The 14,870-nt window shown below is 71.3% G+C and carries 8 protein-coding genes; 5 read left to right on the top strand and 3 right to left on the bottom strand.

Translation table 11 applies throughout. The features are described 5' to 3' along the window. From Aco03nite_RS21585 to Aco03nite_RS21575, 3 genes are all read left to right on the top strand, one after another. A partial coding sequence (locus tag Aco03nite_RS21585; RefSeq protein ID WP_203797260.1) for a non-ribosomal peptide synthetase occupies positions 1 to 2,883 on the top strand: 2,883 nt, incomplete at its 5' end. After that, positions 2,880 to 3,890, top strand: coding sequence for an LLM class flavin-dependent oxidoreductase (locus Aco03nite_RS21580; protein ID WP_203797258.1), 1,011 nt, complete (start codon positions 2,880 to 2,882; stop codon positions 3,888 to 3,890). The genes Aco03nite_RS21585 and Aco03nite_RS21580, both read left to right, overlap by 4 nt. Next, positions 3,887 to 5,689: a condensation domain-containing protein gene (locus Aco03nite_RS21575; protein ID WP_203797256.1), complete on the top strand. Its 1,803-nt coding sequence runs from the start codon at positions 3,887 to 3,889 to the stop codon at positions 5,687 to 5,689. Before Aco03nite_RS21580 ends, Aco03nite_RS21575 begins: the two co-directional genes overlap by 4 nt. A gap of 7 nt (positions 5,690 to 5,696) precedes the next feature. On the opposite strand, the gene Aco03nite_RS54125 is transcribed toward Aco03nite_RS21575, so the two are convergent. Further along, positions 5,697 to 11,168, bottom strand: a complete 5,472-nt coding sequence (locus tag Aco03nite_RS54125; RefSeq protein ID WP_203797255.1) for a non-ribosomal peptide synthetase — start codon at positions 11,166 to 11,168, stop codon at positions 5,697 to 5,699. Further along, entirely contained in the window at positions 11,165 to 13,300 is a 2,136-nt protein-coding gene (locus tag Aco03nite_RS21565; RefSeq protein ID WP_203797254.1) for a beta-ketoacyl synthase N-terminal-like domain-containing protein, read from the bottom strand. The genes Aco03nite_RS54125 and Aco03nite_RS21565 overlap by 4 nt, the downstream gene beginning before the upstream one ends. A 202-nt stretch (positions 13,301 to 13,502) precedes the next feature. Between Aco03nite_RS21565 and Aco03nite_RS21560 the strand changes: the two genes are divergently transcribed. Both Aco03nite_RS21560 and Aco03nite_RS21555 read left to right on the top strand, forming a co-directional pair. Continuing rightward, positions 13,503 to 13,751, top strand: coding sequence for a phosphopantetheine-binding protein (locus Aco03nite_RS21560; RefSeq protein ID WP_203797253.1), 249 nt, complete (start codon positions 13,503 to 13,505; stop codon positions 13,749 to 13,751). After that, positions 13,748 to 13,990 (top strand): acyl carrier protein, encoded by a 243-nt coding sequence (locus tag Aco03nite_RS21555; protein ID WP_203797252.1) that lies wholly within the window; start codon positions 13,748 to 13,750, stop codon positions 13,988 to 13,990. The genes Aco03nite_RS21560 and Aco03nite_RS21555 overlap by 4 nt, the downstream gene beginning before the upstream one ends. Here Aco03nite_RS21555 and Aco03nite_RS21550 read toward each other — a convergent pair. Beyond that, positions 13,981 to 14,715, bottom strand: coding sequence for a hypothetical protein (locus Aco03nite_RS21550; RefSeq protein WP_203797251.1), 735 nt, complete (start codon positions 14,713 to 14,715; stop codon positions 13,981 to 13,983). The two genes, Aco03nite_RS21555 and Aco03nite_RS21550, sit on opposite strands and share 10 nt — an antisense overlap. Between the last annotated feature and the right edge of the window lie 155 nt (positions 14,716 to 14,870).

Genomic DNA, 14,870 nt, shown 5'->3' with positions numbered 1-14,870 from the left:
TTCCAGGCGATGTTCGTGTTGCAGAACATGGATCCGGCCGACTGGGCGCTGCCCGGGCTCGACGTCTCCGCGGTGCCGATGAACGAGCACATCTCGCCGTTCGACGTCTCCCTGCAGGTGACCGAGGACGGCGACGTCCTGCGCTGCGAACTGGAGTACAACTCGGACGTCTTCGACCGGGCCACGATCGAGCGGATGGCCTGTCACTTCGAGCGGTTGTTGCGGTCGGCGACGGAGAACCCGGATGCCCGGGTGAGCGCCCTGCAGCTGCTGTCCGATGAGGAACGGCACCGGCTCGCCGTCGAGTGGAACGACCCGGCTGTCGCGCTCGACGACCGGGCGATGGTCCACCACCTGGTGGAGGAGCGGGTGCTGCGCTCACCCGGCGCGGTGGCGGTGACGTACGGCGCGGAGAGCCTGACCTACGCGGAACTCAACAGCCGGGCCAACCGGCTGGCCCACCTGCTGCGCGACCGCGGCGTCGGCCCCGAAGTCCTGGTGGCCGTCTGCGTCGACCGCGGCCCGGACATGATCGTGTCGTTGCTGGCGGTGCTCAAAGCCGGTGGCGCGTACGTTCCGATGGACGCCGCCTACCCCGCCGAGCGGCTCGCGTTCCTCTTCCAGGACACCGCGACCGCGTTCGTGCTCACCCAGCGGCACCTGTCCGGCCTGCTCCCGGACACCGGCGCCGAGCTGATCCACGTCGACGAGGTGCCGGCGGAGTGGCCCGACACGAACCCGGCGCCGCTGGCCGGCCCGGACGATCTCGCCTACGTCATCTACACCTCCGGATCAACAGGTGTCCCCAAGGGCGTGATGATCGAACACCGGGCGTTCGCGGGCCGGATGGTGGACCTGGCCCGGAAGTTCGGGCTCACCGCTGACGACCGGGTGCTGCAGTTCGCGTCGGTGTGCTTCGACGTCTCGGTGGAGGAGATCTTCCCGGCGCTGATGACCGGATCGGCGCTCGTCCTGCGCCGGGACGGATGGGAACCGGCCGAGATCGTCGACCTGATCCGGACCGAACGGGTCACGACCGTGGAGTTGTCGCCCTCCGCCTGGGCGGAGATGCTGCCGTACCTGGAGGACGGCGAGGGTTTCGGTCCCCAGCTGCGCTTCCTCAACCTCGGCGGGGAGCAGGTCAACCCGTCGATGCTGGACCGGTGGTTCGCACACCGCGACCTTCCCCTGCACAACACCTACGGCCCGACCGAGGCCACGGTGACCTGCACCGCGGCGATGATCACCGGGCCGGTACGCCAGGTGCCCATCGGCCGCCCGTGTGCGAACACCGAGGTGTTCGTGCTGGACGCGACAGGCGGGCTGGTGCCGGTGGGTGTCGTCGGTGAGCTGTGGGTCGGCGGTGTGGGCCTGGCCCGGGGCTACCTGAACCGCCCGGAGCTGACCGCGGAACGGTTCGTCGTACGGGAGATCGAAAATGATCTTCGGCGGTTGTATCGCACCGGCGACCTGGTGCGCTGGAACGCCGGTGGCGAACTGGAGTTCGTCGGCCGGACCGACGACCAGGTGAAGGTGCGTGGTTTCCGGATCGAGCTGGGCGAGATCGAGGCGGCGCTGGCGGGCTGCCCGGGGGTGAGCGCCGCGGTGGTCACGGTGCGCGAGGACGTGCCGGGCGACAGACGACTGATCGGGTACGTGGTACCGGACGGCTCCGAGACCGTCGGAGTGAGCACGCTGCGTGCGTCGCTCAAACGCCTGTTGCCCGAGCACATGATCCCCGGCGGGTACGTCGTCCTCGACACGCTGCCGCTGAACACCAGTGGCAAGGTCGACAGGCGGGCGCTGCCCGCTCCCGCGGCCGGTCGGCCAGAACTCGACGCCGAGTACACCGCCCCGCGGACCGCCGCCGAAGCCGCTCTCGCCGAGGTCTGGGCCGACGTCCTCGGCATCGAGAAGGTCGGCGTCCACGACAACTTCTTCGAGCTGGGCGGGCACTCGATCCTCAGCATCCAGGTGGTGCACCGGGCCCGCCGGCACGGCCTGCGGCTCTCCCCGCGAATGATCTTCCAGGCACCGACGGTCGCCGGAGTCCTCGGCGGCGACGGGCCGGCCGGGCCGCGGGACGACCGGGCCGGGACGCTCGTCGAACTGGGCGGCCCGCCCACCGCCCGGACGCTGTACTGCCTGCACGAGAACACCGGCACGGTGCAGAACTACGCGGAGATCGCGGCGGCCCTCGCACCCGGGCTGCGCGTGGTCGGCGTGGAGGCCTCGCTCGCCGGAACCGATCCGGGCTGGCGGGACGACCTCACCGTGGTGGCGGCGGCGTACTGGGAACTGATCCGTGCGGAGACACCGGCCGGGCCGTACCTGCTCGCCGGCTGGTCCTTCGGAAGCGCGCTGGCGTTCGAGGTGGCCCGGCAGATCGAGGAGGCCGGGCAGACCGTCGAACTGCTCGTCGTCCTGGACGGGAGCCTGCCCACCCCGATCTCCCGGCCGGTGTACGCCGCCGACGAGAACGACGTGGCGGCGGTGCTGGCCCGGGTGCGCGCCACCACAGTGGACAGGTGGCCGGCGCTCGCCGGCTCCCCGGAGTTCGCCGCCGCGGTTCGTCGTGCCGATCTCCCGGTGTCGCTCCTGGCGCTCGGCCGGGACGAGATGGCCGAACAGCTGGAGATCAGGCGGGTGCACGACCGCGCGTACGCCCGCTACGCGCCGAGCCCGGTCCGCACCCGGGTGCTCCTGCTCCGGGCCCGGGAATCGGATTGGCCGTTCCCTCTGCGCGACGGATGGGCCGGCTACGTCGGCGCGGTCGATCAGCACGTGCTGGACGGCGACCACCACACGCTGCTGACCGGTGCGAACGCCGTTGCCGTCGGCCGGCGGATCACTGCGGCGATCGAGTCGGGGGAGAACCGATGACCGGGCCCGCGTACGACGTCTACTCCTCCTGCCCGCCACTGAAGGATCACTCACCCAGCTCGTACCGCAAGCGTTTGATCGAGGTCGCGCGGTGGACCGAGGAGGCCGGGTTCAAGGGCATCCTCACCCACACCGACAACGCGAGCCTCGACCCGTGGGCCGCGGCCCAGCTGATCATCGAGAACACCGAGACCCTCGTGCCGATCGTGGCGGTGAACCCGATCTACATGCATCCGCTGAGCACCGCCCGCATGATCAACACGATCGCCTTCCTGTACGGCAGGCGGGTCGACCTGAACCTGGTGAGCGGCGGATTCGCCCGCCACCTGCGCGCGGCCGGCTGCACCCTGGACCACGACCAGCGTTACGACCGGCTGGCCGAGTACGCCGAAGCCCTGCGGATGCTGCTCGGCGCGGACAAACCGGTCAGTCACCGGGGCAGCCATTACGAACTCAAGTCGGCGGCGCTGAGCCCGGCGCTCCCCCCTGACATGACACCGGGATTCTTCATGTCCGGCGCCTCGGACGCCGCCCGGAACACCCAGGAGAGACTCGGCGTGACCAGGCTCGCGTACCCCCGGGAGATCGGCACCTACCAGGGGCCCGCACCACTGCACCGGGGCGGTGTGGGCTGGGGTGTCATCGCGCGGGATACCGCGGAGGAGGCCTGGGCGGTGGCGCGCCGGCGATTCCCGATCGACAGACAGGGCGAGAAGATCCACGACTTCGCCTCGGCAGGTGTCCAGTCCCGCTGGCATCAGAACCTGTCCGAGGACGCCGTGGCCGCCGGGGCCGAGGAGAACGCCTACTGGCTGTACCCGTTCCGGTCGTACCGCGCGTTCTCGCCCTACCTGGTCGGCAGCCACGCCGAGGTGGCCGGGTTGCTGTCCCGATACTTCGCGCTCGGTGTGTCCACCGTCGTCCTGGATGTGGACGGCACCCTCGAGGAGGCGGACCTCCACCACACGCGCATCGCATTCGACCTGGTCGGTGGGAAGGAATCATGACAAGAATCGAGCGCAGCGGAGACCTGACCCACTCCCAGCAGCGGATGTGGCTCCGGATGACCTGGCGGGAGATCGGCGCTCCGTACGCGGCCCTGCGACAGCGGGTGGACTTCGCGGAGCCGATCCCGGTGGACGTCGTCGTCGGCGCCTGGCAGACACTCGCCGACCGGCACGAGGCGCTGCGCACGGTGTTCACCGTGGGCGCGGACAGCCGGCCGATGCAGCTGGTCTTCGCCGCCGACGGATTCCAGTTGCCGGTGACCTTCGACGACGAGTCGGGACTCGACGACTACCTGGCGCGCCGGCCCACGCTGCTGTTCAACGGGGTCGGTGTCCTCACCCCGTTGTGGCAGGTCCGCCTCTTCCTCCGGGACGGCGCCGTGGTCAGCGTCTGCATGACGATCGAGCACATCATCATCGACGGTGAGGGCGTGGAGAACTGGCGGGAGCAGTTCCTCGCCCTGTGCCACGGGCAGGACGCGCCGCTGCCGACGATGCAGCCGCTGGACCGCCGGGCGCAGGAGGAGCGGATGGCGCGGACCTCCCGCCGGGACCACGTCGGTGAGCTCTTCGCCAGATCACCGGGCCTGTTGGTGCCGGCCACCGGGGACGAGATCCCGGAGGCGCGGTACATCTTCCACGTCAAGCGGTACCCGGGCATGGTGCCGCTGGTGGACTCCATCTGCGCGGCGAACCGGGTGACCCGCTCGACCGTCTTCATGTACGCCATGGGCTGGCTGCTGGCCAAGTACTCCGGCCGGCACAGCGTGGTGTTCTCCAGCCTGTTCTCCAACCGGCTGGAGAAGGACCACAGCATCGAATGCCAGATGTTCCCAGTGGAGATGCTCGTCGAGTACGGCGCCGGGACGACGATCCGCCAGGAGCTGCGGGCCGCGCACGTCGCCGCGCTCACCGGGTTCGCGCAGCACCGGTCCTCGGTGCTGCGTGTCCCGTTCGAGGCGGATGCCCGGGAGACCGCGAACCGGGGGGTCGGCGTCTTCCTGCCGATCATGTTCGACTACATCCCGGACGTCCCGCCCGGCCTGCCCGAGATGGACGAGCGGGAGGAGTGGGAGACCGAGGGCGAGCCCTTCGGCCATCTCTACTACGTCTACCAGTCCGCTGACGACATCGTCATCGGGCTGGACTCGGACGTGGTGATGATCCCGGCGCCGGTGACCCGGGAGATCGCCCGGCTGCTGCCCCGGATCATCGAGTTCCTGGCCGGGGACGGCGACACCCCGGTCAGCGCCGCGGACGCGCTCCTCCCGGCCGGCTTCCGGTTCTCCTCGGACTGCCACCTGGTCGGCGAGGACTGGGTCCGTACCGAGACGGTACGACGGCTGCTGCTGGAGGCGCCGCACGTACGCGACGCCAAGGTGACAGTGGAGGACGGCGAACTGACCGCACAGCTGGTCCTGGCCCCGGAAGGAGCGGTGTACGACGTCCACGAGTCGCTGCTGACCCGGCTGTTCGCCCATTCGGACGCCAAGGCCCCGAGCCGCTACACGTTCCCGGCAGAGCCGGGCCGGGAGTGGCGGCCGGACGCGGGACTGCCGGAACACCCCCCGGTCACCAGGCCCGAGAAGGAGCTGTGCGAGGCGATCCGGGAGACCCACGGCCGGGTCGTCGCCAACCTGGCACAGACCTATCTGGAAGCGGGCGGTGATCTGCTGCGCACGGCGGCCCTGACGCAGGCGCTGCGGCGCAGAGGCCTGACCGGCCTGCGCCCGGAGCACTTCCGCTCGCCGTTCACCCTGCGGGCCATCGCCCGCGCCCTGCGGCAGGACGCGGGCTGACCACCTGTCACTCGGCGGCGGCGAACTCCGCAACGATCCGGGCTGTGAGCGTGGCCACCGTAGGCGTCGTGAACAGGGCGTCCAGGCTCAGCTCCAGCCCGGTGAGCGCGCTGAGCCGGTTGACCACCTGGATCGCCCGGACCGACTGACCACCCAACTCGAAGAAGTCGTCGTGGGCGCCGATCCGCTCGATGCCCAGCACCTGCCCCCAGACCTCCGCGACCGCCTCCTCCAGCTCGTCGCGGGGGGCCACGAAGTCGCCACCGGTGTCCGGCCGTCCCGGATCGGGCGCCGGCAGCGACCCGCGGTCCACCTTGCCGCTGGTGGTGAGCGGCATCTCGGCCAGCGGCACGAAGACCTCGGGCACCATGTACTCCGGCAGCCGTCGCCGGACGAACGCCCGAAGTGCGGAAGCGGGCGCGGCGCCTGTCACGTACGCCACCAGTCGCTGCTCGCCCGGCACGTCGGTACGCACCAGCACCGCACACGAGCCGACCTCGTCATGACCGGACAGGACCGCCTCGATCTCGCCCAGCTCGATCCGGAATCCCCTCAGTTTCACCTGGTGGTCGGCCCGGCCGAGGTAGTCCAGAGAGCCGTCCGGCAGCCAGCGGACCAGGTCACCGGTTCGGTAGACACGGACCGGTGGACCGCCGGCGACGGTGCTGTCCACAAAACGTTCGGCGGTCAGCTCGGGCCGGTTCAGGTAGCCCGGGCCCACACCCTCGCCGCCGATCAGCAGCTCACCGGTGACCCCCACCGGCACCGGCCGGCCATGCCGGTCCAGGACGTACGTCACGGTGTTCGCGACCGGCCGGCCGATCGGCACCGACCCTCCGCCGATTCGCCCGCCGAGGGGACCGGTCGCCGTGGAGTAGATGGTCGTCTCGGTGGGGCCGTACAGGTTCGTCACGCTCGCGGACCGGGCGGCCAGGCGCTCGGCGAGATCGACAGGCAGCGCCTCGCCGGCCGAGTGGACGTGGATGTCACGCAGCGCGTCCGGTGCCGCGTCCAGGATGAGCCGCCACAGCGAGGGGGTGCCCTGGGCGTGCCGGATGCCGTGCCTCTCGACGAGCGCCGCCAGCCCGCCGGGCGACGTCACCCGCGCCACGTCGGAGACGACGACCGTCGCGTGGCTCAGCAGTGGGACGAACAGCTCGACGGCGGAGATGTCGAACGTCGTGGCGGTCACCGCGAGCATCGCCTCCCCCCGGGCCATCGCGTAGTCGCGGTGCACTGCCGTCAGGAGGTTCACCAGGTTCCGGTGGGTGATCCGCACACCCTTCGGCCGGCCGGTGGAGCCGGAGGTGTAGAGCACGTACGCCAGGTCGGTCGCCGCGGCCGACGGGCCCGGGTTCACCGGCGGGTTCGCGGCGACGGCGGCACCGTCGGTGTCCAGCCGGACCAGCCGCCGCCCACCGCCGGACAGCCGGTCCACCAGCGCGGACTCGGTCACCACGAGCGGGGCCGCGGTGTCGTCGAGCATGAACGACAGCCGCTCGGCCGGGTAGTCCGGATCCAGCGGCACGTACCCGCCACCGGCCTTGAGGATCGCCAGCGGCGCGACGACCGAGTCGACCCCCCGGCGCAGGCAGATGCCGACCAGGGTGCCCGGTCCGACGCCCAGTCCGCGCAGATGGTGGGCGAGGCGGTTGGCCCGTTCGTTGAGTTCGCCGTACGAGAGGGTCAGCTCGCCACTCGTGACGGCCGGCAGCCCCGGTTCGGCGGCCACCCGCTCCTCGATCAGCTCGTGCGCCGGGGTGTTCCGCGGGAACTCCACAGCGGTGTTGTTGAACTCCACCAGGATCTCGTGGCGTTCGGCGGGCGTGAGCATCGTCCACCCGCTCAGGCGGACGTCCGGATCGGACACCGCCCCGGACAGCAGCGTCAGGAAGTGATCGGCCATCCGTTCCGCGCTCAGGAGCCCGGCGGCGTACGTCAGCCGCCCGCTCAGCGTGTCCCCGGCGGCCCGGATCGACAGGGCCAGGTCGACCTCGGCGGGCGGGAGGTCGTCGTGCAGCGCGAACGTGGCCCGGTGCTCGGGTGTGAACGGTACGTCCTGGTGTTCCAGCGCCTCGGCGGCCCGTTCGCCGATCCGCCCGAGCAACTCCCGCACCGTCGGGTCGCCGGACAGGTCGCCGCGTACCACGACGGTGCCGCCGTGGGTGCCGGGCATGCCGACGGCGATGTCGTCCTGGCCGGTGTGCCCGGCCAGCAACGCCTGGAAGACGGTCAGCAGGGCGGCGCGTGCCGTGATTCCCGTACCCCGGGCCAGGTCGTCGAGTGCCCGGACAGTCCCGGCCGGGATGGTGAACTCCACAGTGCCGCCGTCCGCCGGACGGGACCGGGCGGCGGGCAGCTCCAGCCGGTCCAGTCCGGCCAGCCGCCGCTGCCAGAAACCCGAGCGGTCCGGCTGCTCTTCCCGGCGGCGACTCCGGCGGCGGGTGGCGGTGGCGTTCCTGGTCCGGGTGCTGGTGGCACGTTCGGCCACCGGAGGGCGAACGGCGGGCGGGCGTGCGAGCGACTGGGCGAGCGCGGCGATCGTCGGATAGGTGAAGAAGGCGGTCAGGGGGATGTCGATGCCGTGCCGGTCGAGCAGTTCCCGCCGGATCCGCACGATCAGCAGCGAGGTGACACCGGCGTCGAAGATGTTCTCCACGACGCTGACCCGCGGGACGCCCAGGACCGCACACCAGATCTCGTGGAGCAGCTGCTGCGAGGCGTCGCCCGGAGCGACGTGGTCGGCGGCGGGCGCCTGCTCCCGGGCGATGCCCTTCAGCGCGTTCCGATCGGTCTTCCCGTTCGGGGTGAGCGGGAGTTCCGGCAGGGTCAGCACCCGGTTCGGCACCATGTACTCGGGCAGCCGGTCGCGCAGGAAGGCCCGGACCTGGTCCCGCAGCTCCCGCAGATCCGGTGTCACGAAGGTGACCAGGTGACTCTCGCCGCTGGCGGCGGTCACCACGAGCGTGCACACGTCCCGGATCCCGGGAACGGTCTGGGCCACGGCGTCGATCTCCCCGGGCTCGACCCGGTGACCACGAATCTTCACCTGGTCGTCGAGGCGCCCCAGATATTCCAGGTGCCCGTCGGACCGCCAGCGGACCAGGTCCCCGGTGCGGTAGACGGGCACCCCCGCGACCTCGGTGAACCGTTCTGCGGTCAGTTCCGGCCGGTCCAGGTAGCCGAACGCCAGGCCCGCGCCGCCGATGCACAACTCGCCGGGCACGCCCAGCGGGACGCGGTGCCCGGCGGCACTGGTGACGAACAGGCTGGTATTGGCGAGGGGCCGGCCGATCCCGGTGGCGGCGTCGCCGTGCGCCAGCACGGCCCGCGTCGACCAGATGGTGGTCTCGGTCGGCCCGTAGACGTTGTGGATCTCCGGCCCGAGCGCGGTCAGGGCCTGGGCGAGCGGGTGCGGCAGGTGCTCGCCGCCGCTCCAGATCTGGCGCAGGGCGGCGGGCGCCGTACCGGTGTACGAGGTGTACAGCTTCCAGGTCGCCGGGGTGGCCTGGACCACGGTGATGTCCTGGGCGGTGAGCAGTCCGTGCAGCTGTTCCGGATCACCGCCGATGCCGGGCGGCCCGATCACCAGCGTCGCCCCGGTCAGCAGTGGGAGCCAGAGCTCCAGCCCGGCGATGTCGAAGGACAGCGAGGTCAGCGCGAGAAGCCTGTCGTCCGCGCCGAAGTTCGTCTGGTGGGCGAAGTCGTCGAGCAGGTTCCCCAGGCTGGTGTGCCCGACCAGCACCCCTTTGGGGCGGCCGGTGGAACCGGACGTGTAGATCACGTAGGCGACGTCGCCGCCGTCCGCGCCGGGCAGCCGCCGCTCGGCGACCGGTGTGGACAGTGGCTCGTCCGCCACCAGGATCGCGGTCCCGGCCGGCACCGGGATCAGGTCCACCAGGTCACGTGTGCTGAGCAGGACCTTGATGCCGGCGTCCCGGGTCATGTGCTCCAGGCGGGCGCGGGGATAGGCCGGATCCAGCGGCACGTAGGCGCCGCCGGCCAGCCAGACGCCGAGCAGCCCGGCCGGCAGGTCCCGGCCCCGCGGCAGCGCGACTCCGGCCAGATCACCGGGCCGCAGTCCCCGGGCGGCGAGCGCGGCGCCGATCGACTCGGCGCGCTCGACGAACTGCGCGAAGGTGTAGTCGCCGTCCGGCGCCCGTACCGCCACGGCATCCGGCCGGCGCCGGGCCGCCTCGATCAGCCGGGCGGGCAGCGCACGGGGGTCGACCGGGCGTGCCGGGCCGGTGCCGAGCGCGGTCAGCAGCGCCCGCTCGCCGCCGTCGGACAGATCGACGCCCGCGACCTCGACTGCCGGGTTCTCCGCGACGACGTCCAGCAGTTTCAGCAGGTGCCGCTGGAACCGTTCGGCGGTGTCGCGCTCGAAGAGGTCGGCCGAGAACCACAGACGGCAAGCGAGACCGTCGTCGTACGGGTGGACGTCGAGCGTCAGGTCGAACGCCGTGGCCACCGCCGTCTCGACCGGCCGCAGATCGGCGTCCACCAGCTCCGGCGGGGAGCCGGCGCCGTCGTGGACGGTCACCATCACCTGGACCAGCGGGTGATGGGAGAGGCTCCGTTCCGGCGCCAGGCCGTCGACGAGTTCCTCGAAGGCGACGGCGGGACTCCGGTACGCGCGGTGCACACGGTCCAGACAGGTGCCGAACGAGGGTGCGCCGGTCATGTCGGCCGGGATCACCAGGGTGTCGGTGAACGGGCCGATCGGCTGCCCGCCGTCGGCCGCCGGGGTGCCCACCAGCAGCCGGTCCTGACGCGACCAGACGCTCAGGACCAGCGCGAACGAGGTCAGCAGCAGGGTGCGGAGGGAGACTTCGTGCTCGTCTGCCACCCGCTCCAGACGGCGGGTCAGCGGCGCCGGGACGTGCCAGTTGAAGTGACCGCCGGTGAACGTCTGCACGGTCGGCCGCGAGCGGTCGGCGGGCAGATCGAGAACCGTCGGATAGCCGGTCAGCCGGGCCACCCGGTCCTGGACGTCCCCGGGCCCGGCGGGCCGCGGCACGGAGTGGGCAGCCGGTGTCCCGGACGGTTCGCGCCGGTACCGGTCGGCGACCTCGTGCAGGAACAGGCTCATCGAACGGGCGTCCGCCACGATCCGGTGCAGGACGACGACAAGCGTCCCCTGGACCAGGCCCACCCGTACCAGAGGAGCCTGATCGAGGTTGAAGGGTTCGTCGATGAAGTCACCGACCGGGCCGGAGACGCGCCGCACGGTTGTCGACGCCTCGGCCAGCACCTCCCGGACCGGTGATCCGTCCCGGTCGAGGAAGCGGGTCCGCAGCACCTCGTGCCGGGCGATCACCTCGTTGACAGCCCGTTCCAGAGCGGGAAGATCCAGCTCACCGTGTACGGCGAAGGCCGCGTGCCCGTGGTGCAGCGCCGTGCCCGGCACCAGCTGCTCGATGAACCAGATCCGCTGCTGCACCGGAGCGGCCGGGCTCGTGTCCAGGACGGAGGTCATCGGTCGGCCCGCTTTCCGGTCAGTTCGGCCGGGTCGACGCCCGGGCAGTGATCGAGCAGGACGGGATGCAGATGCGGAGTCCGGTCGAACTCGCGGGGGGCCAGATCGGCCCGCAGCGCGTGGTCGTGCTCGGCGTAGGCATCCCAGTCGATCGGCACGCCGAGCTCCCACAACGCGGCGACGATCCGTGGCAGCACGCTCTCCGGTGGCAGACCGGCGGGCGTCATGACCGGGCCGGCGCCGGTGCCGAGCAGGTGCTCGGCACCGCTCAGCTGGAGGTGGACGGAACCCGGCTCGGGACGCACGTCCGCGTCGAACCCCACTGTCCGGTCGGGCCGGACGCCGGCACTCCCGAGAAGCGCCAGCTGCCCCGCCACCACCAGGTCCGACACGTGCCGGGAGAGCACCGGGACAGCACTGTGGAACGCTTCGCGCACGGCAGCGAACTCGGCCGGCGGCAGCAGGCGCTCCAGCGCCGGCAGGCCGTCGTCCACTGCCGCCCGGAAGACCGGCTCGGCCCGGTAGAGGCCGAGTGCCGTGGCGGACGGCGGGACGTCCGCGCCGGGGATCAGGACGACGAGCCGTGGCGGCGGCTGCGGGGCGACACGGTGCTCCGGCCATCTCGCGCCGGCCGGATCGCCGTCGACGGGCACCAGCGCGGCCGCCCGCACGGAGAGTTCCGGGCGGCCGGTGCGCAGCGTGTGGCCGATGTCCTGCCGCTCCTCGGCCGAGGCGCCGCCCACCGTCGCGCGCACCGACTCGACGAGCGCCGCCAGACGCCGCGGATCGTCCGCGGACAGCGGCAGCACCTGCCACGACCGGGCCCGGCGGGTGGCGGCCCGCACCTCCGGCCCGGCATCGCCGATGATGATGTGGGCGTTCGTCCCGCCCATCCCGAACGAGCTGACCGCCGCGTACCGGCCGTGGTCCGACCGCGGCCAGGGGGCCGGCTCGCCGGACAGCCGGAACGGTGTCCCGCGCAGGTCGACGGGCGTCGCTCCGTGCGTCAGCGGCGCGTTGGGCGGGATGGTGCCGTGCCGCATGGCCAGCAGGGTGCCGATGACACCCGCCGCGCCCGCGGCCGCGGTGAGGTTGCCGATGTTCGCCTTCACCGAGTGCAGCCGGCAGTCGTGCGTACCGGCACCGGCGGACCGGAACGCCCGCGTCGCCGCGTCGATCTCCAGAAGATCACCGATGGCGGTGCCGGAGCCGTGGCCTTCGAGCAGGCCGATCCGCGAGGCGTCCAGCTCGGCGACGTCGAGGGCCTCCTCGATCAGTTCGATCTGCCCGGTGACCCCGGGCACGGTGAAACCGGCCCGTTCCCGGCCGTCGTTGTTCACCGCGGTGCCGGCGATCACGCCCAGGATCGGGTTGCCCGCGGCCAGCGCCGCGTCCAGCCGGCGCAGGAAGAGGACCGCGACGCCGTTGCCGTCCACGGTGCCGTCGGCCGAGACCGTGTACGGCTCACAGACCCCGCGTGGTGACTGGATGCCCCCGGCGGTGAACAGGTAGCCCGCGTCCCCGATGTCGACCGCGACGCCCCCGGCCAGTGCCGAGTCGCATTCGCCGGCCAGGATCGCCTGACAGGCCAGGTGCACGGCGACGCTCGAGGACGAACAGGCGGTCAGCACGGTCATCGACGGGCCGGTGAGCCCGAAGGTGTAGGAGACCCGGGTCGACAGGTAGTCGGGTTCGGTGCCGACGCCGAGCCCGGCCGGGTCGACCTGGCCGTCGCCGTGGACGGCGATCCGCGTGCCGTAGTCACTCGCGCGGGCTCCGAGGAACACGCCGACCCGGTCCGGCAGGGCGCCGATGAAGCAGCCAGCGCTCTCCACCGCCCGGTAGCAGGCCCGCAGGATCACCCGATGCTGTGGATCGGTCAGCTCCGCCTCGGCCGCGGTGCCGCCGAACGCCCGGACGTCGAACGCCAGGGAATCCGCCATCGGATAGGCGACCGGCACGTAGGACGGATTTTTGTACCGGTTTTCCGGAACGCCGCGGCGCGCCAATTCATCAGCACTGAATTTGCGCCGCCCGGAGCGGCCGGTGCTGATCAGCTGCCAGAGATCTGCATTGTCACGTACTCCGGCGGCGCGGATCGACATCCCCACCACGGCCACACGATCAGACATTACCTACCCACTCGTGAATTCGGTGCAAAGATGTTTATGTGCTTCAATGCGTGATATGGCGTACGGCTACTCATCGTCGCTTTGCTGGACGGGCTGTGTCTCGCCGGCGAGACGAATGGCCGCCGCTCGGCAGCGGGATCTGGTCCCGCCGGAGAAGGCTGCCGTACGGTGCGTGCAGCGTGACGTCAGAGAGGAACGGTGCATGAGCGACAGCGATTTCCGGAACCCTATGGACGAACTGGTCGTGGGTACCGTGCGGAAGCTCGTGGGGAAGACCGATGTCGGTATCGGCGACGACTTCTTCGAACTGGGCGGCAACTCCATCATCGCCATCCGCCTCGCCCAGGCGCTCAGCGCGGAGCTCGGCATCGCCCGGGCCACCCGGGTCATCTTCAAGAACCCGCGGCTGAGTGATCTCAGCGACGCGCTCAACGAACTGGTCGCGTCATGAGCGCCGGCGCCGAGGCCACGGTGAGCGCCGCCTGGTGCGCGATCCTCGGGGTCGACGAGGCCGCCGCCGACCAGAACTTCTTCGATCTGGGCGGTGACTCGCTGATGGCCATCATGTTCATCGAGAAGGTCGAGTCCGGCCTGGACATCGAGTTCCCGATGCGGACGCTCCTGATGGACGGCGAGTACCGGTCGGTGCTTGCCGAGTGTGTCGAACTGAGTGGGCGCGCTCAGGACTGAAGCGCCCGCATCGACCCCATCAGGGCGTCGATGCGGTGGGACATCTCCGCGTCGGAGTCCGGCCCGGTCCGGTCCGGGAGCTCGGCGACCGGGACACGCAGGACATCGGCGAACCGGTTCAGCTCCGCCGGCTCGGCTGCCGACATCGCCAGCAGGAACCCCAGCCAGCCCATGCAGCGGGCGACGAACTCAGCGCCGCGCCGGGTGGCGTCGTCGGCGGTGAACCCCATCTTCACCAGGTGCGACACCAGGTCCCGGCGGATCGACTCCTCGAGATGAGTGTGCAGCGGCTGCCCGTCCAGCGCGGGCAGCGGCTCGCCGGAGGCGTCCACCCGCAGCTTGGCCCGCATCTCCGCGTACGCGTCGGTCAGCATCCGCCGGTCCGGCCAGGACGGGTCGATCAGCATGCAGGCGACGTCGGCGTCCCGCTGCAGCCGGTCGGCCATCCGCAGGCCCAACGGCGCGGCGGTGCAGTAGGCGGCCACCAGCACCGGTCCCGGTCCCACGGCGCCGGCCCAGGACTCGGCGTATCCCGCGGTCAGGTCGCCCACGTCGCGGTATCCGAGCAGCGACACGTCATTGACCGGGTCGATCCGGTAGACCGGGTGACCGGTGCCGAGAGTCACGATCCGCGCGCTGAGGCGGACATCCGACGTGGGTGTCAGGAAATCGATGACAAGAATCGGCTCCCGGTCGCCGTCCGCAAGTTTCTCAATGGTGTACACAGGGCGCCCACCCGTCTATTGGTCATGCCCGCACGGCGGTAATTCGTGAGTCGACAGACTATCGATCGCGCAACCGGCCGGCGATGCCGTGAGTGCGGTCGCCCGGCCCGCCCGGTGGACCGTGGACGCCCGGTCGATTCGCGCTGTACTCATAT

It is taken from the genome of Actinoplanes couchii (genome assembly GCF_016862075.1).
Taxonomy (GTDB): Bacteria; Actinomycetota; Actinomycetes; order Mycobacteriales; family Micromonosporaceae; genus Actinoplanes; species Actinoplanes couchii.
The sequence above is the reverse complement of the archived record's forward strand: the minus strand, read 5'-3'. Positions and strand labels throughout refer to the sequence as shown.